At 64.4% G+C, this 22,211-nt stretch carries 20 protein-coding genes and 2 pseudogenes; 10 read left to right on the forward strand and 12 right to left on the reverse strand.

Features of this window, described 5'->3' with window-relative positions; genetic code table 11:
• Positions 1-57 precede the first annotated feature (57 nt).
• Positions 58-2,145 (forward strand): putative bifunctional diguanylate cyclase/phosphodiesterase, encoded by a 2,088-nt coding sequence (locus ACQKPE_RS02380; protein WP_427663166.1) that lies wholly within the window; start codon positions 58-60, stop codon positions 2,143-2,145.
• A 21-nt stretch (positions 2,146-2,166) separates the two neighbouring features.
• Here the strand turns inward: ACQKPE_RS02380 and ACQKPE_RS02385 are convergent, their stop codons facing one another.
• A complete protein-coding gene (locus ACQKPE_RS02385) occupies positions 2,167-2,427 on the reverse strand; it encodes a DUF1652 domain-containing protein (RefSeq protein ID WP_427663167.1) in 261 nt (86 codons plus the stop codon).
• Between the two features lie 119 nt (positions 2,428-2,546).
• On the opposite strand from ACQKPE_RS02385, the gene ACQKPE_RS02390 reads away from it, so the two are divergent.
• Together ACQKPE_RS02390 and ACQKPE_RS02395 are read left to right on the forward strand one after the other, a co-directional pair.
• Positions 2,547-2,816: a hypothetical protein gene (locus tag ACQKPE_RS02390; RefSeq protein ID WP_427663168.1), complete on the forward strand. Its 270-nt coding sequence runs from the start codon at positions 2,547-2,549 to the stop codon at positions 2,814-2,816.
• 65 nt (positions 2,817-2,881) lie between these two features.
• Complete coding sequence (locus ACQKPE_RS02395; protein ID WP_427663239.1) at positions 2,882-3,727, forward strand: site-specific integrase; 846 nt, start codon at positions 2,882-2,884, stop codon at positions 3,725-3,727.
• 9 nt (positions 3,728-3,736) lie between these two features.
• On the opposite strand, the gene ACQKPE_RS02400 is transcribed toward ACQKPE_RS02395, so the two are convergent.
• A complete protein-coding gene (locus ACQKPE_RS02400; RefSeq protein ID WP_427663169.1) occupies positions 3,737-4,927 on the reverse strand; it encodes a type II secretion system F family protein in 1,191 nt (396 codons plus the stop codon).
• Between the two features lie 11 nt (positions 4,928-4,938).
• On the reverse strand, positions 4,939-5,364 hold the full coding sequence (gspG, locus tag ACQKPE_RS02405) for a type II secretion system major pseudopilin GspG (protein ID WP_427663170.1): 426 nt from the start codon (positions 5,362-5,364) through the stop codon (positions 4,939-4,941).
• Between the two features lie 173 nt (positions 5,365-5,537).
• On the opposite strand from gspG, the gene ACQKPE_RS02410 reads away from it, so the two are divergent.
• The 4 genes from ACQKPE_RS02410 (at position 5,538) to ACQKPE_RS02425 (ending at position 10,788) form a co-directional block, all read left to right on the forward strand.
• Positions 5,538-6,134: a lytic transglycosylase domain-containing protein gene (locus ACQKPE_RS02410; protein ID WP_427663171.1), complete on the forward strand. Its 597-nt coding sequence runs from the start codon at positions 5,538-5,540 to the stop codon at positions 6,132-6,134.
• 96 nt (positions 6,135-6,230) lie between these two features.
• Entirely contained in the window at positions 6,231-7,667 is a 1,437-nt protein-coding gene (locus ACQKPE_RS02415; RefSeq protein ID WP_427663172.1) for a sensor histidine kinase, read from the forward strand.
• A 231-nt stretch (positions 7,668-7,898) separates the two neighbouring features.
• Positions 7,899-9,371, forward strand: a complete 1,473-nt coding sequence (locus ACQKPE_RS02420) for a sensor histidine kinase (protein ID WP_427663173.1) — start codon at positions 7,899-7,901, stop codon at positions 9,369-9,371.
• The gene (locus ACQKPE_RS02425) at positions 9,361-10,788 is read left to right on the forward strand and encodes a sigma-54-dependent transcriptional regulator (protein WP_427663174.1); all 1,428 of its coding nucleotides are present in this window, start codon (positions 9,361-9,363) and stop codon (positions 10,786-10,788) included. The genes ACQKPE_RS02420 and ACQKPE_RS02425 overlap by 11 nt, the downstream gene beginning before the upstream one ends.
• A gap of 100 nt (positions 10,789-10,888) precedes the next feature.
• Here ACQKPE_RS02425 and ACQKPE_RS02430 read toward each other — a convergent pair whose 3' ends face one another.
• From ACQKPE_RS02430 to ACQKPE_RS02440, 3 genes are all read right to left on the reverse strand, one after another.
• Positions 10,889-11,173 carry a hypothetical protein gene (locus tag ACQKPE_RS02430; protein ID WP_427663175.1) on the reverse strand — a complete coding sequence of 95 codons (285 nt, stop codon included), beginning with the start codon at positions 11,171-11,173 and terminating at the stop codon, positions 10,889-10,891.
• 83 nt (positions 11,174-11,256) lie between these two features.
• Entirely contained in the window at positions 11,257-12,609 is a 1,353-nt protein-coding gene (locus tag ACQKPE_RS02435; RefSeq protein ID WP_427663176.1) for a GntP family permease, read from the reverse strand.
• 106 nt (positions 12,610-12,715) lie between these two features.
• Positions 12,716-13,255, reverse strand: a complete 540-nt coding sequence (locus tag ACQKPE_RS02440) for a gluconokinase (protein WP_427663177.1) — start codon at positions 13,253-13,255, stop codon at positions 12,716-12,718.
• A 195-nt stretch (positions 13,256-13,450) separates the two neighbouring features.
• Here ACQKPE_RS02440 and ACQKPE_RS02445 point away from each other — a divergent pair, with 195 nt between their 5' ends.
• From ACQKPE_RS02445 to ACQKPE_RS02455, 3 genes and pseudogenes are all read left to right on the forward strand, one after another.
• A complete protein-coding gene (locus ACQKPE_RS02445; protein ID WP_427663178.1) occupies positions 13,451-14,470 on the forward strand; it encodes a LacI family DNA-binding transcriptional regulator in 1,020 nt (339 codons plus the stop codon).
• Between the two features lie 200 nt (positions 14,471-14,670).
• A pseudogene (locus ACQKPE_RS02450) lies at positions 14,671-15,354 on the forward strand (PAS domain-containing protein); the annotation flags it as partial.
• 105 nt (positions 15,355-15,459) lie between these two features.
• Positions 15,460-15,891, forward strand: a pseudogene (locus tag ACQKPE_RS02455) (methyl-accepting chemotaxis protein); the annotation flags it as partial.
• Here ACQKPE_RS02455 and ACQKPE_RS02460 read toward each other — a convergent pair.
• From ACQKPE_RS02460 to ACQKPE_RS02485, 6 genes are all read right to left on the reverse strand, one after another.
• Positions 15,866-19,135, reverse strand: coding sequence for a transporter substrate-binding domain-containing protein (locus ACQKPE_RS02460; protein WP_427663179.1), 3,270 nt, complete (start codon positions 19,133-19,135; stop codon positions 15,866-15,868). The pseudogene ACQKPE_RS02455 and the gene ACQKPE_RS02460 overlap by 26 nt on opposite strands.
• 12 nt (positions 19,136-19,147) lie before the next feature.
• Complete coding sequence (locus tag ACQKPE_RS02465; protein ID WP_427663180.1) at positions 19,148-19,762, reverse strand: response regulator; 615 nt, start codon at positions 19,760-19,762, stop codon at positions 19,148-19,150.
• Positions 19,763-19,991: 229 nt separating this feature from the next.
• Complete coding sequence (locus ACQKPE_RS02470) at positions 19,992-20,255, reverse strand: DUF1272 domain-containing protein (RefSeq protein ID WP_427663181.1); 264 nt, start codon at positions 20,253-20,255, stop codon at positions 19,992-19,994.
• A 62-nt stretch (positions 20,256-20,317) separates the two neighbouring features.
• Positions 20,318-21,067: a precorrin-4 C(11)-methyltransferase gene (cobM, locus tag ACQKPE_RS02475; RefSeq protein ID WP_427663182.1), complete on the reverse strand. Its 750-nt coding sequence runs from the start codon at positions 21,065-21,067 to the stop codon at positions 20,318-20,320.
• 33 nt (positions 21,068-21,100) lie between these two features.
• Positions 21,101-21,493 (reverse strand): cobalamin biosynthesis protein, encoded by a 393-nt coding sequence (locus ACQKPE_RS02480; RefSeq protein WP_427663240.1) that lies wholly within the window; start codon positions 21,491-21,493, stop codon positions 21,101-21,103.
• A 17-nt stretch (positions 21,494-21,510) separates the two neighbouring features.
• Complete coding sequence (locus tag ACQKPE_RS02485) at positions 21,511-22,209, reverse strand: CbtA family protein (protein WP_427663183.1); 699 nt, start codon at positions 22,207-22,209, stop codon at positions 21,511-21,513.
• Between the last annotated feature and the right edge of the window lie 2 nt (positions 22,210-22,211).

The following is a 22,211-nucleotide window of genomic DNA, read 5'->3' on the forward strand; positions in this document are numbered from 1 at the left end:
CGCTCGCGTAAAATCTGGGCTTTTCCCAGGCCCTCGCGGGCAAGGCCGGAACTTGAAATGCTGACGGGTAGCTATTCCTCCTCGATGGTGCTGATCTCGCTGTGCGTGGCGATCCTGGCGTCCTATACGGCGCTGGACCTCACCGGGCGGCTGGCCACGGCCAAGGGGCGGGCGGTGTACCTGTGGATGGCCGGTGGTGCACTGGCCATGGGCGTCGGCATCTGGTCGATGCACTTCATCGGCATGCTGGCCTTCAAACTGCCCATCGACCTGGGCTATGACCTGACCCTGACCGCGCTGTCGCTGCTGATCGCGGTGCTGTCGTCGGGGTTCGCCCTCTGGCTGGTCAGCCAGCCGCGCCTGCCGTGCCCGCAGTTGGCGCTGGGGGCGCTGTTCATGGGCATGGGCATCGCCAGCATGCACTACACCGGCATGGCGGCGTTGCAGATGCAACCGGGCATCGATTACGACCCCACCTTGTTCGCGGTCTCGCTGGTGATTGCGGTGGGTGCTTCTGCGGCGGCCTTGTGGATCGCCTTCCGCCTGCGTCGGCACACGCCTTACGTGCGGGAGATCCGCGGCGCAGCGGCGGTGGTGATGGGCATCGCCATCGTTGGCATGCACTACACCGGCATGGCGGCGGCAGGCTTTCCCGAGGGTAGCTATTGCGGAGCACTGGCGACCGGGCTGTCGGGTGACTGGCTGGATTACGCGGTACTGATCACCACCCTGGCGGTGCTGTCGGTCGCCTTGCTGACCTCGGTGCTGGATGCACGCATGGAATCGCGCACCGCAGAGCTGGCCCGCTCGCTGACCCTGGCCAACCAGGAACTGACCCAGTTGGCCCTGCACGACACCCTCACTGGGCTGCCCAACCGCACCTTGCTGGCCGACCGTATCGAGCAGGCGATTGCCAAGGTGCAGGAGCAGGGCGGTTGTTTCGCTTTGATGTTCATCGACCTGGATGGCTTCAAACCGGTCAACGACGCCTTTGGCCACCACGTCGGCGACCTGTTGCTCAAGGCGGTAGGCACACGTTTGCGCGCTGGGCTGCCCAGCCAGGACACCTTGGCGCGGATCGGCGGCGACGAGTTCGTGCTGCTGGTGGAACTGGCGGAACCCGACGATGCCGTGGGTGTGGCCGAGACCCAGGTCAACCTGGCGTCGCAACCGTTCCAGGTGGCCGAACACGAACTGCAACTGTCGGCGAGCCTGGGGATCGTGCTGTACCCCGGCAACGGCGCCGACCTGCACGAGCTGCTGCGCAACGCCGATGCCGCGATGTACCACGCCAAGAGCGCGGGCAAGAACGGCTACAGCTTCTTCGACATGTCGATGAACAGCAACGCGCGCCAGCAACTGCAATTGCTCCAGGACCTGCGCGCAGCCCTCGATCAGGGCCAGTTCCGCTTGTACTACCAACCCAAGTTCGATGCCCTCAGTCGCGAGCCCATCGGCGCCGAGGCCTTGCTACGCTGGGAGCACCCCCAGCACGGCCTGCTGTTGCCGGACCGTTTCATTGGCCTTGCGGAGAAAACCGGCCTGATCATTCCCATCGGCGAATGGGTGTTGGGCGAGGCCTGTCGGCAGATGCGCCTGTGGCTGGAGCAGGGGCGTGAAGACTGGCGTATTGCGGTGAATCTTTCGACCATCCAGTTCTGCTACCCAGGGCTGGTCGACAGCGTGGCCCAGGCCCTGGCGGCCAACGGCCTGCCTGCCCACCGGCTGACCCTCGAGATCACCGAAACCACGGCGATGCGCGATGCCGACGCGAGCCTTGCGGTATTGCAGCGCCTGGCGGACATGGGTGTGGACCTGTCGATCGACGATTTCGGCACCGGCTATTCCAGCCTGATGTACCTCAAGCGCCTACCAGCCAACGAACTGAAGATCGACCGTGGTTTCGTACGTGACCTCGAGCAGGACAGCGACGATGCAGCGATCGTCTCGGCCATCGTCGCGCTGGGCCAGGCACTGGGCTTGCGTATCGTCGCCGAAGGGGTGGAGACCGATGGCCAGCAGGACTTCCTCACCCGGTTGGGGTGCGATTCGTTACAGGGTTACCTGCTGGGCAGGCCAGTGCCGCCCGAGCAGCTCATACGTGAGCTGGGCAGCAAGCGCACGACGTCCAGCGAAGTGCCGTGACGCGAAGGGCGGGGGGTAGGGTCAGACGGCGTCCTGCAAACTGCGAAACGGCACGAAGGCTTCCATTTCCGCTTCCACGGCCTCGATGATGCGCTCCACATCAGTGGCCGCCATGATCGTCGCACAGGGAATGCCGGCGATGGCCAGCAGGGTTTCCCCGGTAGCCCGGTCGAACAGCCGCGCAACCATGCTGCGCGGTGCATCCATGCTGGCCTCGAAGCCCAAAGGGTGAAAATGCCAGCGCATGACTTGGCAGGCGTTGGGGAACGTCATCTTGTTCATTGCCAGCCTCCTTGTCTTGAACCTGAACGCGTCGTTGGGTGGCCATCTGATTGCTCGGGGAACTGTAACCATAGCAGTTGCCAAGTCAGTGTCGCCCACACTATGTGACAAAGATGTCAATGCATGACGCCCGTCACAGCGAGCTGTGGCGTGTGTGGCCGAGCATTCGCGCGGGCAAACGTTTTCCTTGGGCTTTGCAAGGGATCGCCATGTCGCCGCTGCCGACCAAGTTTCAGACCAACGGCAAAGTTGGACGTCGCGCCGTACTGGCGGCCTTGAAAGCGCTGCGATGGGGTACCATGCGGTGTGTTCACCTGCCCAACGCCTTGTATATCAAGGTGATGGCACCACTGCTGCATGTCGTTTCGCTTTACAGGACCCCGTTTTGATCCACCACCTGCATAACCCTCTGCTCCAATACCTCGCCCGGTTGGCGCCGTCCAGCCAGCTGACCATGCGCTACATCCTCCAGGATGCCGCCGACCGCCTGGGCTTTGTCGACTGCGATATCTGCGACATACCTTGGCACGCCCTGGAGCCAGGGCAGGTGATCGCCCTGGTGGCGGCTCTGCGCGAAGACGGTTACGCACCCAACACCTCGTCGTTGTATGTCAATGCGCTGCGTGGGGTCATGAACGAGGCGTGGCGCCAAGGCTTGATCGACCATGAACGCCTGCTGCGCATTCGTGAAGTGAAGCCGGTCGCTGGCAGTCGCTTGCCGGCCGGGCGCAATCTGCGCCGTAGCCTGATTCGCGAGCTGATGCAGGCCTGCGCCGCCGACCCGCGCCCCCAGGGCGTGCGCGATGCGGCGATCATCGCGTTGCTGTATGGCACCGGTATGCGCAAATCCGAGTCGGTGGACATCGACCTGGCCCAGGTCGACTTCCAGGAGCGCAGCTTGCAGGTACTGGGCAAGGGCAACCGCCAACTGATCAAGTACGCGCCGGCCTGGGCCTTCGAAAAGCTCCAGGTCTGGCTCGACCTGCGCCGCGCGCAGTTGCCTGAAGGGGTGGCGGACGATGCCTTCCTGTTCAACCGCATCCGCCGAGGCAACCACATTACCCGGGCGCGCATCACCAAGCATGCGATCTACTACATTGCCCGCCAGCGTGGCGCACAGGTGGGGGTGAAAATCATGCCCCATGATTTTCGCCGGGCGTTCATCACCCGGGTGATCGAAGAGCATGACCTGTCGATCGCGCAGAAGCTGGCGCACCACGCCAATATCCAGACCACGGCGGGCTATGACCGGCGCGACGACAACGCGCGGCGCCGGGCGGTGGAGCGCTTCGATTACTGAGCGCGAGCATCAGTGAATGCTTGAGGCCAGCTCGAAGATAGGCATGTACATCAGGATCACGATCAAGCCGATCAACAGCCCGATGAAGGTCATCAACAGCGGCTCGAACAGCTTGACGAACCACTCCACCCAGCGGCCGATTTCCTGATCGTGAAAATCCGCGCAGCGTTCGAGCATCTCCCCGAGGTTGCCCGACTGCTCACCGGCACGCAGCAGGCGCAGTGAAACCGGTGTCACCAGGCCGCCGCCCTCGAGCGCATCGGACAGCGCCCGCCCTTCACCGACCTGGCGAGACGCCTGCGCCAGGCCCTCGGCGGTGTGGCTACCGAGCAGGCCACGGGCCATGCCCATGGCGGTGAGCACCGGGATACCGCCTTGCAGGAGGATGCCCAGCGAACGGTAGAAGCGCGCCAGCTCGTACATCACCAGGCGCTGATGCAACGCTGGTAGCCGCCGCAACTGGCGACCTGCCCAGCGCCGGGCGCGCGGCTGGCGGCGCAGCAGCGCGAGTGCGCCGACCATTGCCACTGCACCCAACCCTAGCGGCAACTGCTGGGCATGCAGGAACAACCCCAGCTGCATCAATACCCGCGACAGCCCTGGCAGTTCGCTGCCCATGCCTTCGAACACCAGGCTGAAGCGCGGCACCACGTAGCCCAGCAGGAACAACACCACGCCGCCGCCCACCAGCAACAGCAGCAATGGGTATACCGAAGCACCTACCAGCTTCTGGCGCACCTGCTCGAGCCGCTGGCGATAGCTGATATAGCGCGCCAGCGCCTCGGCCAAGGCACCGGTGCGCTCGCTGGACTGCACCAGCGCCACGTACAGGCCTGGGAATACCTGCGGCTGTTGGCCGAGCGCCTGGGACAACGAGCGGCCCTCGTAGAGCTGGTTGACCAGTTGCCCGAGCACCCGCCGGGCGTGGGCATTGGCGGCTTTCTCGGCAAGGCTTTCCAGGGCCTCGATCAGCGGCAGGCCCGCTGCGAGCAGGGTGCCCAGCTCCTGGCTGAACAGCACCAGGTCGAAGGCCGCCGGGCGTCGCCAGGCCAGGGCTCGCCAACTCAGGCCCTGGCCCTTCAGGCTGACCACGCGCAGCCCCTGGGCCTCGGCCTGGCGGCGCGCCTGTTCAGCGTCCTCGGCCTCGACCTGCATCTGCACGATACCGCGCCCGTCCAGGGCCTTGAGGTGGTAGCGCATGGCGGTTGCCCTCATTGCCAGCTGGTGATCTCGGCGTTTTCCCCGTCGCCGCCTGGCTGGCCGTCCTTGCCCATCGACAGCAAGTCGTACTCGCCGCCGTTCTCACCAGGCTGGTGGTAGAGGTAGGCGCGTCCCCAGGGGTCTTGGGGCACGGCTTTCTGCAAGTACGGGCCCGACCAGCGCGTTTCCCCGCTGGGGGCGCTGACCAACGCCTGCAAGCCTTGTTCGCTGCTGGGGTAATGGCCCACCTCCAGGCGGTAAAGGTCCAGGGCCTTGCCCAGGCCCTCTATCTGCGCCCGCGCCACCTTGGCCTCGGAGCGCCCGAGCTGGCTGAAGTACTTGGGCGCGACGATGCCGGCCAACAGGCCCAGCACCACCAGCACCACCAAGAGTTCGAGTAGGGTGAAACCGTGTTGGGCATAGCTTCTGCGCTGCATGGTGAAACCCTCCGTTGTGTGTGCAAGGGCCTTATGCAACAGCCGTGCACGTCAGCGCCGAGGCCTTGCGCCATGGGCGATGGCGAGCGGCACGCTGCTTGCGTTGCAGGGGTAGGGCCTGGGTTTTCCGGGGCATTTCCCCCACATCGGGGCACGGCGCGCAGGAGAGCGAGATGCGTGGACTCATCCTCGGGTTGATCGGGCTGGTGGCGGGTGCCGCCCAGGCCGACGTGTACATTTCCATCGGCGCGCAGGGCACCTACGTGTTGTCCAACGTGCACCGACCGGGGCGTCATTACGAGCGGGTCATCAGCGAGGCCGGTGTGCAGGCCGGTGCTGTCGGCGCGCAACTGGTCACCGGGCGGCCCTATGCCGACTTGGTGGCCGAAGCCGCCCGCACCCACGAAGTGCCCCAGGCGCTGTTGCATGCGGTGATCCAGGCCGAATCCGGGTACGACCCCAAGGCCCGCTCGGCCAAGGGGGCGGCCGGCCTGATGCAACTGATGCCAGGCACCGCTAAGGCCATGGGCGTGCGCGATGTGCTCGACCCCAAGGACAACCTGCAAGGCGGGGCGCGTTACCTCAAGCGCATGCTCACGCTGTTCGACAACGACATTACCCTGGCGGTGGCCGCCTATAACGCCGGGCCCGATGCTGTGCTCAGGCGTGGCCGGGTGGTACCGCCGTTCGCCGAAACCCGTCGCTACGTGCCCAGCGTGCTGCGCGAGTACCGCAGGTTGCAAGGGCTGGCCGAGGATGCGCCGCTGTAGTTGCAGCTTGCCGCCCGCGCCATGTGCAACATTTCCATGGTTTCCCCAACTCTGGGCTATAACCTTCAAGAAGGGACCCAGCCGCGGAGCTCGCCGATGGACCTCGACCTGCCGTGCGCTGGCGCCCAAGCCCCGGTGCGCAAGCCATTCAACCTGTTGCGTTGGTACGCCTGGGTCAGCCTGACGATCATCGTTTCCGTGGCGGTCGGCCTGGGCTTGATCTCCAGTCGCTTCATCATCGATGAAAGCGTGGAGCGCGATGCCTTGCTCACCGCCCAGTTCATCACCGCCATCGCCGATGCCGAGGTGCGTCATGTGGCGATTCCCAACGTGCGTACCATGGGCGAGTTGTTGGACCCGCGCCTGGACCACGCCATGCCGGATGTCGACCCTGAAGCCCGGCGCAAGGCCCGCGGCGAGTTCCTGGACCATATCGCCCACCTGCCCGACATGCTGCTGGCCAATATCTATGCCCCGGACCGCACGGTGATCTGGTCGAGCAACCCGGCGCTGACCGGCAAGATGATCGAGGCCGACGATGACCTGGAGCAGGCCTTCGAATACAAGATGCGTGTCTCGGCCAGCTACCACGACTTCGAAGCCGCGCGCAGCGAGCAGAAGTTCATCACCCCGCCGCAACAGCTGTTCATCGAGAACTACATCCCGCTGTTCGATGCCGATGGCGAGCGGGTCACCGCCATGGTGGAGATCTACAAGGAGCCCCACGACCTGATCGTGCGCATCGAGCATGGCTTGATGCTGATCTGGCTGGCCATCGCGATGGGCGCCGGGCTGGTCTATGTCGGTTTGTACGGCATCATGCGTCGTGCCGCACGGTTGATGGCGGTGCAGCAGAAACGCCTGATCGGCAACGAAACCTTCGTTGCACTGGGGGAGATGTCGTCGGCGGTGGCCCACAGCCTGCGCAACCCGCTGGCCAGCATTCGCTCCAGTGCCGAGCTGGCCCAAGCCTTCGACGAGGGCGCGGCGGGCAGGAACATCAACGACATCATCCGTCAGGTCGACCGCATGTCGCATTGGGTGCGCGAGCTTTTGCAGTCGCTGCGCCCACTCAGCGATGCCGCCGTGGCGGTCAGCCTGCCCCAGGCCCTGGAAGACAGCTTGCAAGTGTTCGCCGAGCCGCTGCGCCGCAGCGGGGTGCAATTGCAATTGCAACCGCTGCCGGCCGTACACGTATTGGGGCAGCCTGAACTGCTGGGGCAGATCTTCAGCAGCCTGATCGCCAATGCCCTGGAGTCGATGGAACAGGGCGGACGCTTGTGCGTGGAAGTGGTGCGCCAGGATCGGCGCAGCCTGACCTTGCGGCTCTCGGACACCGGCCGTGGGATGAGCGAGCAGCAGCAGCGCATGGCGTTCAGGCCATTCTTTACCACCAAACAGGGTGGCTTGGGCGTGGGGTTGGTACTGGTCAAACGAATCATGGAGCGCTTCGGTGGGTCGGTGCGCTTGAGCAGTAAAGAGGGGGCAGGCACCTGTGTGTCGCTGAATTTTCGGGTAACGGGAAATCAATAAAAAGGATGAGGATTTTTATTTAAGTCTTTGTTTTAAATTGTTTTTTATTTTATGGGTGCTATTCCCCAATATTGGGTGCTCTTTCTCGATCTAGCTTTCAGTTGTTTTCTTAAGATATTGATATGTATGTATATTTTTATTTTAGATCAAGATGGCGAGCTTCTTGCTCAGTCCCTCATGCAAACACGAGCGCGCTGACCACCAGAATGACGTTCACCCGAGGCCGATGCGATGCAGACGCTGGAACACGATGTCGCCGACAAGACTCCCCCCCCGTCCAGCGGCCTGGCGGCGCCGCTGCGCGAGTTCAACCTGCTGCGCTGGTTCTCCGTCATCAGCTTGATGATCATCGCGTCGGTGGCAGGTGGCCTTGGGTATGTGTCGACGCGCTTCGTGGTGCGCGACAGCGTCGAGCGCGACGCGATGCTCACAGCGCAGTTCATCCAGGCCATGGCCCAGGCCGAGGTTCGCCATTCGCTGCTGCCACCTGGTACGACACTGGGTGAACTGCTCGATCCGCGACTCGACCAGCAGCACCTGCAGGTCCCTGCGGCATTGGCCGAATCCACCCGGGTGGAGTTCCTCGACCATGTCGAACACCTGCCGGACACCTTGCTGGCCAATGTCTATGCCCGCGACCGCACCATCGTCTGGTCGACCAACCCCATGCTGATCGGCCAGCGCGTGCTGGATGACGATGAGCTGGAGCGAGCCTTGCGCTCGCGCAAGCCGGTCTCTGCCAGCTATCACAAGGCCGACGAGCACCGCGACGAGCAGAAATTCACCCGCGAGCCGGGCTACCTGTTCATCGAGAACTACATTCCGCTGTTCGACAGCCAGGGTGAGCAGGTGCTGGCGATGGTGGAAATCTACAAGGAGCCCCAGGACCTGATCCGGCGTATCCAGCGCGGCTACGTGCTGATCTGGATCTCGACCCTGGTGGGCGGGGCGCTGATCTACTTTGGCCTGTTCTGGATCGTGCGCCGCGCCGCGCGCTTGCTGCACCACCAGCAGGAGCGCCTGGTGGCCAGCGAAACCTACGTGGCGCTGGGGGAGATGTCGTCGGCGGTGGCCCACAGCCTGCGCAACCCGTTGGCCAATATCCGCTCCAGCGCCGAGCTGGCCCAGGAAGTGGCCAGCCCAGCTGCGCAGAAGAACATTGCCGATATCATCAGCCAGGTCGACCGCATGTCGCGCTGGGTGCGCGACCTGCTGGTGTCGCTGCGCCCGACCAGCGATGAAGCCGAAGCCGTGGACCTGGTGGCGGCGCTGGAAGATACCCGCCTGGCCTTCGCCCAGCAGATCGAGCGCAATGGCGTGCGCTTCAGCCTGCAAGGGCCGCCCATGCAGTGGGTGGCCAGCCAGCCGTTGCAGCTCACGCAGATCCTCAACAGCCTGTTCGCCAATGCCCTGGAGGCCATGCCCAGGGGCGGTGAGCTGCGCGCCAAGGTCGACTTGCTGGAGGGGCACCAGGTGCGGCTGTTGCTCAGCGACACTGGCAAGGGCATGACCCAGCAGCAGGAGCGGATGGTGTTCAAGCCATTCTTCACCACCAAGCAGGGCGGCCTGGGCGTAGGCCTGGCCCTGGTCAAGCGGATAATGGAACGGTTTGGCGGCTCGGTCAGCCTGAGCAGCCGTGAAGAGGAAGGAACCCACGTCAGCCTGATCTTCAACATTGCAGCGGGAGGGGACCATGGGGCCTAGCATTCTGGTGGTCGAGGACGATGAAATCCTCGCCGACAACATACGCACCTACCTGAACCTCAAGGGGTTCGAAGCCAGCGTGTGCCACAGCGCGGAGCTGGCCCTCGAGCAGGTCGCCCGTGCCCAACCCGATGCGGTGCTGACCGACAACTCGCTACCCGGCATGAGCGGCCACGACCTGCTGCGCACCCTGGTGGCCCAGGCGCCGGCGCTGAAGGTGATCATGATGACCGGCTACGGCAATGTCGAAGACGCCGTGCTGGCCATGAAGGAGGGTGCCTTCCATTACCTGACCAAGCCGGTGGTGCTGGCCGAGCTCAAGCTGATGCTCGACAAGGCCCTGGCCACCGAGCGCATGGAGCGCACCCTGTCGTTCTACCAGGAGCGCGAGGCGCAGAAGTCCGGTTTGCAGGCGCTGATCGGCGAGTCGCAGGCGATGCAGGGGCTCAAGCACACCTTGCGCCAGTTGCTCGACGCCGAGCGGCGCATGACCAGCGACGACCTGCCACCAGTGCTGGTCGAGGGCGAGACCGGCACGGGCAAGGAGCTGGTTGCCCGTGCCTTGCATTTCGATGGCACGAGGGCCAAGGGGCCGTTCATCGAGTTCAACTGTGCGTCGATCCCGGCGAATTTGCTGGAGGCGGAGCTGTTCGGCCACGAGAAGGGCGCCTTCACCGATGCCAAGGAGCGCCGGGTGGGACTGGTGGAGGCGGCGGATGGCGGCACGCTGTTTCTCGACGAGATCGGCGAGATGGACCTGGTGCTACAGGCCAAGCTGCTCAAGCTGCTGGAAGACCGCAGCATTCGCCGAATCGGCGCGGTGAAGGAGCGTAAGGTCGACCTGCGGGTGATCAGCGCCACCAACTGCAACCTCGAGCAAATGGTGCAGCAGGGCAAGTTCCGCCGCGACCTGTTCTTCCGCTTGCGCATCATTGCCCTCAAGGTGCCCAGGTTGTACGCCCGAGGCCAGGACATCCTGCTGCTGGCCCGGCATTTTCTGGCGCACCATGGCCGCCGCTATGGCAAGCCGAAGCTGCGTTTTTCGGCCGAGGCCGAGGCATTGATGCTGGGCTATAGCTGGCCGGGCAATGTGCGCGAGCTGCGCAATATGCTGGAGCAGACAGTGCTGCTGGCGCCTACTGAAGTCATTGGCGCACACCAGTTGAATCTGTGCCTGACGCTGGTGGACGAGCCGCCAACCGTGGTGCCGCACCCCGTATACGAAGCGCCGCGCCACGAGCCGGAGGTGAGCAGCGCCAGCTTGCCGGATATGGAACGTGACATGGTCTGCCGCACGCTGGACCGCACCGATTGGAACGTGACCAAGTCGGCGCGCTTGCTCGGGCTGTCACGGGATATGTTGCGCTACAAGATCGAAAAGCTGGGGTTGACGCGGCCGGACAAGCGGCAGTGGTGAGGCTGCGGTCCTCTTCGCGGGCAAGCCCGCTCCTACAGGTACAGCGTCGCTCTTGAAATCGCGCAATGCCTGTAGGAGCGGGCTTGCCCGCGAATGGCCCTCACGGCTTACCGCCGCTCCCCTGGCCGCCACCGCCTTCCGAACCACTGCCATCCATGCCCGGCAAGCGCTGGTCATCCGGCTGGCCTGGCAGGCGCTCAGGGGCGTCACCCGGAAGGCGTGGGTCGGTATCACGCGGCATGGGCTTCTCGATGGGGTTCAGGGTGCTGTCCACCCCAGGCTTGGGCGCCGGGTTGTGCGGGTCGTCCGGGTAGGTGGTGCCGGTGCCCACCGCCATGGCCAGCGGTGAGCAGAGCAGGGCAGCGAGCAGCAGGTAGCGTTTCATGGTCAAGCTCCTTGCGACGCGGTGGTTGGGTTAACCGTTTGGCCATTCCACGCGTTGCAAGGTGCCATTATCCCGACCGACGGTCAGATCACCATCGACAGCAACATGATGAAGATGATGCCGACCACCGACAGGATGGTCTCCATCATGCTCCAGGTCTTGAAGGTTTCCGCCACGGTCATGTTGAAGTACTGCTTGACCAGCCAGAAGCCTGCATCGTTGACGTGGGACAGGATCAGCGAGCCAGCGCCGGTGGCCAGCACCAGCAGCTCACGGTTCACGCCCGGCACCAGGTCGACCACAGGGGCGACGATGCCGGCGCCGGTAATGGTGGCCACGGTGGCAGAACCGGTGGCGATACGAATCACCGCAGCCACCAGCCAGGCCAGCAGGATCGGCGAGATCTCGGCCTGCACGGCCATCTGCCCGATCACGTTGCCTACGCCGGTGTCTACCAGCATCTGCTTGAAGCCGCCACCGGCACCGACGATCAGCACGATGGCCGCGGTGGGCGCCAGGCTCTGGTCGAGCATCTTCATGATCTGCTGGCGCGAGAATCCCCGCGCCGAGCCGAAGGTATAGAAGGCCAACAACAATGCGGCGAGCAGGGCACTGATGGGGTGGCCGATCAGGTCCATCCACTGGCGCACGATGTGCTCGGCGGGCAGTACCACGTCGGCGAAGGTCTTGAGCAGCATCAGCGCCACCGGCAGCAGCACGGTCACCAGGGTAATGGTGAAGCTCGGCAGGTTCTTCTGGTTGGATTCTCGGGCGATCTGGTCCATCAGCTCCTGGGACGGGTTGCCAGGGATGTAGCGGGAAATGAAGTTGCCGTACAAGGGGCCAGCGATGATGGCGGTGGGCAGGGCGACCAGCAGGCCGTAGAAGATGGTCTTGCCCATGTCGGCGTGGAAGATGCCGATGGCCAGCAGCGGGCCCGGGTGTGGCGGCACCAGTCCGTGTACCACGGAAAGACCGGCCAGCAGCGGGATGCCGATCTTCACCAGCGACACCCCCGAGCGTCGTGCGACGATGAACACCAGCGGGATCAACAGCACGAAGCCGATTTCGAAGAACAGCGGGATGCCCACCAGGAACGCGGCGAACATCATCGCCCAGTGCACCTTCTGCTTGCCGAAGGCGCGAATCAGGGTCTGGGCGATCTGGTCGGCGCCGCCGGAGTCGGCCATCAGCTTGCCAAGCATGGTGCCCAGCGCCAGGACGATGCCGACGAAGCCCAGCACGCCGCCGAAGCCGTCCTGGAACGACTTCATGACCTTGGCCACCGGCATGCCGGAGGTCAGGCCAAGAAAGCCTGCGGCCAGGGTCAGGGCAACGAAGGGGTGGACCTTGAAATGGGTGATCAGCAGGATGAGCCCGATGATGGTCACCAGGGCGTCGAGCAACAGGAAGGTATCGGTAGCCAGTCCGAACATGGTTGTTATGCCTCGGTCTTGTCGTTGTTGTTAGTGGCGAAACGTTTTGTTGCGTTCAGTTGCTTATCAAGACAGCGCTATCTTTGGTGGGCCGAAAACCACCGACTCAGGCGGTTCGCGCAAGCTTCGGCTCACCGTGGGGCTTTAGCCAGGTGTGCACCTGCCCGGCCAGGGTGTCGATCGGTTGGGTGGCGTCCAGGGTCAGGGTCAATGGCTCGCCGTGGGGGGCTTCGAGGGCGGCGAACTGACTGTCGATCAGGCTGGCCGGCATGAAGTGGCCGGGGCGGGCCAGCACGCGTTTTTCGGCTTCAGCCGGGGTCAGCTCGAGGAATACGAAGCCAAGGCCTGGCACGGCGTCGCGCAGGGTGTCGCGGTAGCGTTGCTTGAGCGCCGAGCAGGTGAGGATGGGGCGTTCGCCCGCGGCAAGGGCGCTTTGCAGTTCCTCGCCAAGGCGCACCAGCCAACCGGCGCGGTCGTGGTCGTCCAGGGGGATGCCGGCGCTCATCTTCTGGATGTTCTCGGCGGGGTGGAAGGCATCGCCTTCGATCAGGCGGCCGCCGCTTCGAGCAGCGATGGCCGAGCCCACGACACTCTTGCCGCAGCCAGCCACGCCCATTACCACGAGTGCGGACAGGGGAGCATTCATCAGTACCTCCTGCGGGGTGAGATAGCGCTGTCTCGATTCGGCAAAGCGAGAGGCACGAGCGCCACCCTCCCGGGTGTTATTGGTTTTGTCAGACGCAGTATGGACGCCAGGCGAAGATTACGTTGCCCGGGTCTTGAGACAGCGCTACCTTAGTGACCGTTCCCTTTCCTTGCAAGTAGTAAAATTACAATACCTATGACCCGAACAGGCTCGCGTACCACTGGTCGTCCCACCCTGGCAGAAGTCGCCAGGCTTTCCGGGGTTTCCCCGATCACCGCCTCGCGTGCCCTGCGGGGTGTCGCTACGGTCGCGCCGGCATTGGTGGAGAAGGTCCAGGCCGCTGCCGCCAGCCTGGGCTACGTGGCCAACCCCGCCGCCCGCGCCTTGGCCTCGGCGCGCAGCCAGTCGGTGGTGGTGCTGATCCCGTCGCTGTCCAACCAGCTGTTCATCGATACCCTGGAAGCCATTCACGAGGTCATGCGGCCTCGTGGGCTTGAAGTGTTGATCGGCAACTATCACTACGATATCGCCGAAGAAGAGAACCTGATTCGCAACTACCTGGCCTACCAGCCCTGCGGCATCCTGCTGACGGGCTTCGACCGCAGCGAGGCATCGCGGCAGATGCTGGCAGCCAGCGGCGTGCCGTGCGTGCACATGATGGAGCTGGGCGGCGAGCCGGGGGCTTTGTCGGTGGGCTTTTCCCAGCAGCAAGCAGGTGCGGCGGCGGCCAAGCACCTGATCGATCGCGGGCGGCGGCGCCTGGCGTTCATTGCCGCGCAGCTCGACCCGCGGGTGATGCAGCGCGCCGAGGGTTTCCGTCAGTCCCTGGCCGCTGCCGGCTTGTTGGCGTCGGAGCTTGAACTGCTGGCCCCGCAGCCATCTTCCATCGAACTGGGCGGTACCTTGTTCAGCCGCTTGATGGCGCAATCGCCGGACGTCGACGGCATTTTCTTCTGCAACGACGACCTGGCCCAAGGCGCAGTGCTCCAGGCCTTGCGCCAGGGCATAGAGGTGCCCCGACAGGTGGCGATGGTCGGTTTCAACGACCTGCCGGCCTCGGCGCACATGGTGCCGCGCCTGACCTCTATCCGCACGCCGCGCGCGGCCGTGGGGCGCAATGCTGCACAGGCGCTGCTGGCCTTGCTCGATGGCAAGCGGGTGGCGACCGAGCAGCAGGACATGGGCTTCGAACTGGTGGTGCGCGAGAGCTCCTGATACAGCGCAAGGCCTAGCTACAAGGTGATATCAGATCGCTTGCATGGCGGCGGCGCCCATCTATGCTCAGGAAGTCCCGCGCATAAAGGAGGCCGGTCGAAATGTTCGAGTACCATCGCAAGTCCGACGTGATCGAGATCGAGCGTTGTCACAAAGCGCTCTCAGGGATGGATGCCAAGCTCGCAGCGATCAGCCGGTCGATGGCGATGATCGAGTTCAGCCCCGACGGCACCATCCTTGATGCCAACGAGCATTTCTGCGTGACCATGGGCTATGGCGCCGACGAGATCCGCGGCAAGCACCACCGGCTGTTCTGCGATCCGACCTATGTCAAGAGCACCGAGTACCAGCAGCTATGGCAGGCCTTGGGGCAGGGCAAGGCGATCAGCGGTACGTTCGAGCGCGTCGACAAGGCGGGCAATGAAGTGTGGCTGGAAGCCAGCTACATGCCAGTGCTCGATGAGCTCCAGCAAGTGACCAGCGTGATCAAGGTCGCCTCCGACATCACCCAGCGGATCAACGAAGAGCATGAGAGCGAAAGCTTGCTCAAGGCCATCGGCCGGGCCATGGCAGTGATCGAGTTCACCCCGCAGGGTCGGGTGATCAAGGCCAACCAGAATTTCCTCGACACCATGGGTTATCGCCTCGAAGAGGTAGTGGGTCGCCACCACGGCCTGTTCTGCACCCAGGAAGAACGCGAGTCGGCGCATTACCGCGAGTTCTGGGCCTCGCTCAACCGCGGGGAGTACCATTCCCATCGTTTCGAACGGGTCGACAAGCAGGGTCGCACGGTTTACCTGGAGGCGTGCTACAACCCGATCTTCGACAACAAGGGCCGCCTGTACAAAGTGGTGAAGTTCGCCAGCGATATCACCAACCAGGTCAGCACCCAGCAAAGCGCGGCCGATGCCGCCCACGCCAGTTCCGTGCAGACCGACGCCTGCGCGCGCAAGGGCACCCAGGTGGTGCAGCAGGCCGTAGAGGTCATCGAGCAGATTTCCGCCGAGCTGAACGACGCCGCTCGGCGTATCGATGCGGTCAGCAAGCAATCGGAGGTGATCGGCAAGATCGTCCTGACCATCCGTGGCATTGCCGACCAGACCAACCTGCTGGCCCTCAACGCTGCCATCGAGGCGGCGCGGGCCGGCGAGCATGGGCGGGGTTTCGCCGTGGTGGCCGATGAAGTGCGCAGCCTGGCCGCGCGCACCAGCCAGGCAACCCTGGAGATTGTCGAGGTGGTGCGGCAGAACCACGACTTGTCGTTGACGGCGGTGGCGAGCATGCAGTCGAGCCTGTCACGCACCGACCTTGGGGTGGAGCTGGCCAACGAGGCCGGCACGGTGATCATGGAGATCCAGCAGGGCTCACGCCACGTGGTGGATGCGATCAGCCAGATCAGCTCGACGCTGCAATTGCATTGAGGTCGTCACGCAACTGCTGTTGCAGCGCTTGCAGGCTGGCATCCAGGCGCAGCAGCAGGGTGTGGGTGGGCGCCGCTTCGACACAGGCCTTCTCGATGGCTTCGCACTCGCGCACCAAGCCCCTGACCTGAAGCATGCGTGCACCGCCCTTGATGCGGTGCACCAGAGGTTTGAGGTGCTCGTCGTGGGCATCGGGCGGCAGCGTGCGCAGGGCTTGCAGGTCTTCGGCGGTGCTTTGGGCAAGCTGTTCGAGCAGGCGGCGGGCCAGCCGCGCATCGCCTTGGGTGAGGTGGTGCAGGCGTGCAAGGTCGAAGTCGCTTGGCGGGGAGCTCGCCGCTGGCGGGTAGGCCTTCGCCTGGCGAGCCCGGGGCAGGTGGGCGCTCAGGGTAGCCAGGCCCACCGGCTTGAACAGGCAGCCGTCCATGCCTGAGGCCAGGCAACGTTCACGCTCTTCTGCCTGGGCGTTGGCGGTGATGCCAAGGACCTTGCAGGGGGCCTTGTGGGTGGCCCGTTCCTGGGCACGAAGTTGCCGGGTCAAGGCATGGCCATCCATCACCGGCATGCTGCAATCGGTGAGCACCCAATCGAAATGTCCCGCTTGCCACAGGGCCAGGGCCGCTTCGCCGTGCTCGGCCAGGGTGACCTGATGCCCCAGGCTTTGCAGTTGCCTTTCCAGCAGGATGCGGTTGGCGGGGTAATCATCGACCACCAGCACCTGCAAGGGCTCGATTTCGGCTGTTTCGGCAGGCGCTGGCGTTTCGCGAGCTACCGGTTGCGCAGCTTCAAGTGGCAGGTGCATGTCTACCTGCGTACCCATGCCCTCGGTGCTTTCCAGGTGCAGCTCGCCCCCCATCAGCTGGCACAACGTGCGGCTGATGACCAGGCCCAGCCCAGCGCCCTGCCGGGCGCGATGGCTGTCCAGTTGCGCGAAGCTTTGGAACAACCTGGCCTGGTCTGCCGCGCTGATACCGGCACCGCTGTCCTGAACGCGCAGGTGAACCTGCAACGGTTGTCCGCAGCTACCCGGCTCGACCGTCAGGGTGACGTCGATGCTGCCGTGGTCGGTGAACTTGATGGCATTGCTCAACAGGTTGGACAGCACTTGGCGCAGGCGCAGCGGATCGAGCAGCACCCACACATGGGTCTCGGGCACTTGTGCCTGCAGGGCAAGGCCTTTGCGTCGGGCATTGCCATCGAATACCCGAAGGGTCGAACGCACCAGCTCGGTCAGTTCGGTGGCGACCGGTTGCAGGGTCATATGCCCCGCCTCGATGCGAGAAATATCGAGGATATCGCCAATCAGGTCGAGCAGGCCCAAGGCCGAATCATGGGCAATGCGCAGGCCGTCGGGGTCGTTGCGGCCTGGGCGGCTGTCCTCGAGTGCCAGCTCCAACAGGCCGATCACCGCGTTCATGGGCGTGCGGATTTCATGGCTCATGATTGCCAGGAAGCTGCTCTTGGCTTGACTGGCCTGTTCTGCGGCGTTCTTGGCCTGGCGCAACTGCTCAAGCAACCTGCTGCTCAGTGCCAGCTGTGCCTGCAAGGCGCGCTGGGCCTCGCCACGCTGCTGGATCAGCTTGCGCAGGTAGCTGTTCCAGAACGCCACCCCGGCCAACAGCAAGGTCGACAGCCCCACCACTTGCAGCACCAGGGTGCGGTAATTGCCCCACAGGCTGTCGCTGGCTACCGCACTTGGCCGCCAGCGGTTAACCAGCTGGTGCAGTTCCTCGGGGGGAATGCTCATCAGCGCCTTGTCGAGAATCGACTGCAGTTGCGGCAGGTTCGGCGTCACGGCAAAGGCGGCAGTGGCCGGGGCGTCGTCCTGCAGCCTGGCGATACGCAGTTTGTCCTTGAATACCTGGGTGATGTAGTAGGTGGCGGTAAGGTGTCCGGCAAGCGCCACGTCTGCCTTGCCCCTGGCCACGGCCTCCATGAGCGCCAGGGAGTCTTGCGCCTCGACCACCTTCACCTTTGGATAAGCGGCCAGCAGCGCCGCATGCTGGGCGGCATCGGGGATCAGCGCGACGCGTTGATCGTTCAGGGTCATCCCGGCATCTGCATCGCTGCGTGTCACCAGCACCCGTGGCGTGATGAAGTAGGGGCGGGTGTACAGCAGCCTGGCCAGGCGTTTCGGGCCATAGTCCAGGGCACCGGCCATTTCCGCTTCGCCGCGCGCCACTTCGTCGATCATGCCGGAAACGGCGCCGCGCTCGAGCACCTCGAAGCGCAGCCCGGTGCGCAGGCCAATCTGCTTGAGCAGGTCGATGGTGATGCCGCTCAGGCGTTGCTGGCTGTCGTTGAAGGTCAGCGGCGCCAAGGCGCTGTTGACCAGCACGCGTATCCTCGGGTTGCTGGCTATCCAGTCCTGCTCCTGGGGTGTCAGGTTGCTCAGGTGGCGTTGCAGCAGCAGGCTGGTGTTGCCGCTGGTCCAGCGCCGCAGAATGTTCAACCGCTCACTGTCGGTGATGCGCGCCACTGCCTGGTTTACCAGGTGGGCGAGCCGGGTGTTGTCGCGGTTCAGGGCGAAGGCGAAGACCCCTGGAGCGGTGGGCGCGAAGTGATCGATGCGGGCCAGGCCTTGGTAAGTGCTGCCGATCATGAAGTCGGAGCTGATGGCATCGCCGATGTAGGCGTCGGCCATGCCCTGGGTGACGGCATCGAAACCGGCGGCAGTCGAGCGGTACAGCTGCAGCCGAGCCCGAGGGTAGAGCGCACGGACGGCCGCTTCGGGCAGATAGTGGTCGACCATCGCCAGGCGCATGCCGGCCAGGTCGTCGTCCTTGTCCAGGGCGAGGCCCTGACGGGTGACGATCACCGGCATATCGTCGGCGTAGGGCATGCTCAAGGCCAGGTCGGCCTCGGCGGCCTCGAACGCATTGGAGCTGCCGAGCAGGTCGATGTGCCCCTCGCGCAAGGCTTCGACGGCCGCCGCGCGGCTGGCGAAGCGCCGAACCTCCAGCACAAGCCCCAGTTGCTCGCCGAGCAAGCCCGCGTAGTCTGCGCTCAGGCCCTCATAGTCGCGCAGGCTTGTGTTGATTTCGAAGGGGGGATAGTCGGGGGTGGAGCTGCCCAGCACCAATACCTTTCGCTGCTGCAGCCACTGCAGGTCCTGGGAAGAAACCGGCAGCGGCGCGGTTGCGCTCAGCGAGCGGGCGAGCACCTGGCGCGGCTCGCTCTGTGCGGGAGCGGGCGAAGGCGCGGCCAGGGCGATGAGCGCAAGCAAGCCTGGCAGCATGCCTTTCATGTGCAACGAGGTTCAGAGGACTTGGTTGCGTTTGGCCAGGTCGACCATTTCCACCAGCGACTCGGTCTTGAGCTTTTCCATGATCCGGCCGCGGTACGTACTGATGGTCTTGGCGCTGAGGTTCATGCGCTCGCCAATGAATTTGTTGTTCTCGCCTCGGGTCAGCCGGCGCAGCACTTCCATCTCGCGGTTGGACAGGCTGTCCAGGCGTACGCCTTCGCTTTCCAGGGAGTTGCTGTTGACCGACATCTGCGGGAAGGTCGAGTAGCCCTTGACCAGAGCCTTGAGGGCGAACACCACGGCATCGAGGTCCTCGTCCTTGTTGACGAACGCGGCGATACCGGCATCCAGGCAACGGCGGACGTAGAGATCGGCGGGTTGGCCGGTGAGCACCATGATCTTGGGAGCGGGGTCGAGCAGCTGCAGGCGCTTGATGACTTCCATGCCATCGAGCCCAGGTAGCCCGATGTCGAGGATGACGACGTTGGGGGAAAGTCTGCGCGCCATTTGTACGGCTTCGATGCCGTCGCCACTTTCACCGACGACAGTGAAGCGCTCGCGCTCCAGCAGTATACGTACAGCCAGCCTGACGGTTGGGTGGTCGTCGACCATCAGCACGGTTGTCATGGGAAACTCCTGTAGGAAATATTGTCCGTTTCCTGAAACAGCCAGGAACACTTCTGTAGGGCCAATCCGGCTGCGCGCACAATACGTATATTCTCGACGCTTGGTAATGGCCGACATGAAGCTGTTGAAATTGCCCGCATGAACTGTTGAAAAATCCTACAAGAACGACTGACAGGTAAACAGGGTATAGCAGGCCGACACGGTTGTGCCGACCGACTTGGGGCGCTGCTCAAGCGCCTTGAGTAGAGGAGGGGGTGCAGCCGGGGTGTGGCTTGCTGACGCGCTGGTGCGAGGCGGGGTTGTTTTGCAGGGCTGTCCCGACGCGGGTTGGCCGTTGCAGCAACTGGCCATTGCAGTTGGGGCAGCGCCCTTGCAGGTGCTGTTCGGCGCAGGGACGGCAGAATGTGCACTCGAACGAACAGATCACTGCATCCGGGCTGTCGCCGGGCAGGTCGATGTCACAGCATTCGCAATTGGGGCGCAGCTCGAGCATGGCGTTACTCCGATAGACAGGAAAGCCTGGAGTGTGGGCCGATCACTCGCGGGCTGCAATCGTCAGCCAGGGCGGTAGAGGTGTGCGTGGCCAGCCCGGTACAAGGCCGAGTCGGCGAATGGCGCATCGCCTAGCACATGGCCCACCAGGATCAGCGCCGTGCGGCGAAACCCTTTGGCTTCTACCTGTTCGACGATGTCGGCCAGGGTGCCCTTGACCCAGTCCTGGTCCGGCCAGCTGGCGCGGTGCAGCACGGCGATCGGACACGTGTCGCCGTAATGGGGAAGCAGCTCGGTAACGATTCGTTGCAGGTGCCGGACACCCAAGTGAATGGCCAGGGTGGCGCGGTGCCGAGCCAGGTCCGCCAATTGCTCGCCGGGCGGCATCGGCGAGCTGTCGCCATAGCGGGTGAGAATGACGGTCTGCGCCACGTCGGGCAGGGTCAGCTCGCAACCGAGCAGGGCCGCGCTGGCGGCAGTGGCCGTTACCCCGGGCACGATCTCGAAGTCGATACCGAGCGCACGCAGATGGCGGATCTGCTCGCCGATGGCGCCGTACAGGCTCGGGTCGCCGCTGTGCACGCGCGCAACGTCCTGGCCGTTGGCATGAGCCAGGCGCATCGCTTCGATGATTTGCTCAAGGTGCAGCTCGGCACTGTTGATCACGGTTTCGGCGCTGTGCCCCTGCAGCACGGCAGGTGGCACCAGGGAGCCTGCATAGATGATGACCGGGCACTGGCGGATCAGGCGCTGGCCCTTGACCGTAATAAGCTCGGGGTCGCCGGGCCCGGCGCCGATGAAATAGACCGTCATGGCAAATCCTTGAAAAGCGGGAGGATAGGGCGATTATTCGCGACTGGCGATAGCCAGGGTAGCGGGTCCGAGTACTTGGCGGTCGACCCTTAGACGGGCCTGCGGGTGCTCGGATTGCGCCAACGCCAGGGCCGAGCTCTCGGCAACCCCCCAGCAACCGGTGTGCTCGAAGGCTGTGCTGGAGCGGTGACTGAGCTGGGGAGCCAGCGGCAGCAGGTGTTCGGCAGTGAATACCACCAGCGGTAGGGCAAGCCGTTCGGCCAGTTGCAGCAGGCCAGGTTCGTGCGCCTTGCTGTCGATGCTGGCGATGCCGCGCAGGGCCGAAAGGGGCAGTTGGTGCGCCGCGAGGGTTTGGCGTAGCAGGTTGTCCAGTGCTTCGACCGGACAGCCGCTGCGACAACCAAAGCCGGCATACAGCGCCGGCACTCTGGCGTGTTGGCTCATCAGGCGTGGCTTGCGCGACGATACAGCCAGGCGCTGAGCAGGCCCAGGGCAACCCAGAAGGCTGCGTTGGTCAGCCACGAGGCGATCACGAACTGTGACTCGAGCGCCTCGGGCGCGAGGCTTTCATGCACTTCTGGCTGTGGTGCGCCGATCAGGTGCGGGACCACCAGCAGCACGACGCCGGCGACCTTGAACAGCCAGTGCCTGGCGAACACCAGCAGGGCCAGGCCGGCGGCGGTGGCGGCGGCGGTGCCGACCCACCAGGTCTGGCGTTGGCCCAGGTCGGCGGCGGCGGTACCGGGCAGCTCCGGTGGCAACCCGAGGGTCGGCGCCAGGCAGAATACTGCGAAACCGGCCAGGCCCCAGAGTGCGCCGGTGCTGACCCGGCCGGGCTCGCGCAGGCTGTACAGGGCGGCGAGGATCAGGGCGAAGCCTACGGCGACGACCAGGTTGCCGCCGGTGGTGGAGAGGATGCGCTGCCAGCCGTCTTCCGGCGACCAAGCCTCTTCGCTGTGCTCGTGGGTGTGGGCGGCCGTTGCTTCGCCCGCATGGTCATGCTGTTCGGTAGCGGGGCCTGCGCTTTCGTAGGTTTCTGCCTGAAGAATCAGCGGGGCGACCCAGAAGCTTTGCAGCAGGGTCAGCAACAGGGCGGCGAGCAGGCCGCTGAAGCCGGCGGTGCGGGCGATTCGCGAGATCATGG

This window comes from Pseudomonas sp. NPDC089554 (assembly GCF_050280645.1).
Classification (GTDB): Bacteria; Pseudomonadota; Gammaproteobacteria; order Pseudomonadales; family Pseudomonadaceae; genus Aquipseudomonas.

Excerpts from the sequence above, each read along its gene's own strand:
- ACQKPE_RS02380 (WP_427663166.1), top strand. The coding sequence starts at position 58 with ATGCTGACGGGTAGCTATTCCTCCTCGATGGTGCTGATCTCGCTGTGC.
- ACQKPE_RS02385 (WP_427663167.1), bottom strand. The coding sequence starts at position 2,427 with ATGAACAAGATGACGTTCCCCAACGCCTGCCAAGTCATGCGCTGGCAT.
- ACQKPE_RS02390 (WP_427663168.1), top strand. The coding sequence starts at position 2,547 with ATGCATGACGCCCGTCACAGCGAGCTGTGGCGTGTGTGGCCGAGCATT.
- ACQKPE_RS02395 (WP_427663239.1), top strand. The coding sequence starts at position 2,882 with ATGCGCTACATCCTCCAGGATGCCGCCGACCGCCTGGGCTTTGTCGAC.
- ACQKPE_RS02400 (WP_427663169.1), bottom strand. The coding sequence starts at position 4,927 with ATGCGCTACCACCTCAAGGCCCTGGACGGGCGCGGTATCGTGCAGATG.
- gspG (WP_427663170.1), bottom strand. The coding sequence starts at position 5,364 with ATGCAGCGCAGAAGCTATGCCCAACACGGTTTCACCCTACTCGAACTC.
- ACQKPE_RS02410 (WP_427663171.1), top strand. The coding sequence starts at position 5,538 with ATGCGTGGACTCATCCTCGGGTTGATCGGGCTGGTGGCGGGTGCCGCC.
- ACQKPE_RS02415 (WP_427663172.1), top strand. The coding sequence starts at position 6,231 with ATGGACCTCGACCTGCCGTGCGCTGGCGCCCAAGCCCCGGTGCGCAAG.
- ACQKPE_RS02420 (WP_427663173.1), top strand. The coding sequence starts at position 7,899 with ATGCAGACGCTGGAACACGATGTCGCCGACAAGACTCCCCCCCCGTCC.
- ACQKPE_RS02425 (WP_427663174.1), top strand. The coding sequence starts at position 9,361 with ATGGGGCCTAGCATTCTGGTGGTCGAGGACGATGAAATCCTCGCCGAC.
- ACQKPE_RS02430 (WP_427663175.1), bottom strand. The coding sequence starts at position 11,173 with ATGAAACGCTACCTGCTGCTCGCTGCCCTGCTCTGCTCACCGCTGGCC.
- ACQKPE_RS02435 (WP_427663176.1), bottom strand. The coding sequence starts at position 12,609 with ATGTTCGGACTGGCTACCGATACCTTCCTGTTGCTCGACGCCCTGGTG.
- ACQKPE_RS02440 (WP_427663177.1), bottom strand. The coding sequence starts at position 13,255 with ATGAATGCTCCCCTGTCCGCACTCGTGGTAATGGGCGTGGCTGGCTGC.
- ACQKPE_RS02445 (WP_427663178.1), top strand. The coding sequence starts at position 13,451 with ATGACCCGAACAGGCTCGCGTACCACTGGTCGTCCCACCCTGGCAGAA.
- ACQKPE_RS02460 (WP_427663179.1), bottom strand. The coding sequence starts at position 19,135 with ATGAAAGGCATGCTGCCAGGCTTGCTTGCGCTCATCGCCCTGGCCGCG.
- ACQKPE_RS02465 (WP_427663180.1), bottom strand. The coding sequence starts at position 19,762 with ATGACAACCGTGCTGATGGTCGACGACCACCCAACCGTCAGGCTGGCT.
- ACQKPE_RS02470 (WP_427663181.1), bottom strand. The coding sequence starts at position 20,255 with ATGCTCGAGCTGCGCCCCAATTGCGAATGCTGTGACATCGACCTGCCC.
- cobM (WP_427663182.1), bottom strand. The coding sequence starts at position 21,067 with ATGACGGTCTATTTCATCGGCGCCGGGCCCGGCGACCCCGAGCTTATT.
- ACQKPE_RS02485 (WP_427663183.1), bottom strand. The coding sequence starts at position 22,209 with ATGATCTCGCGAATCGCCCGCACCGCCGGCTTCAGCGGCCTGCTCGCC.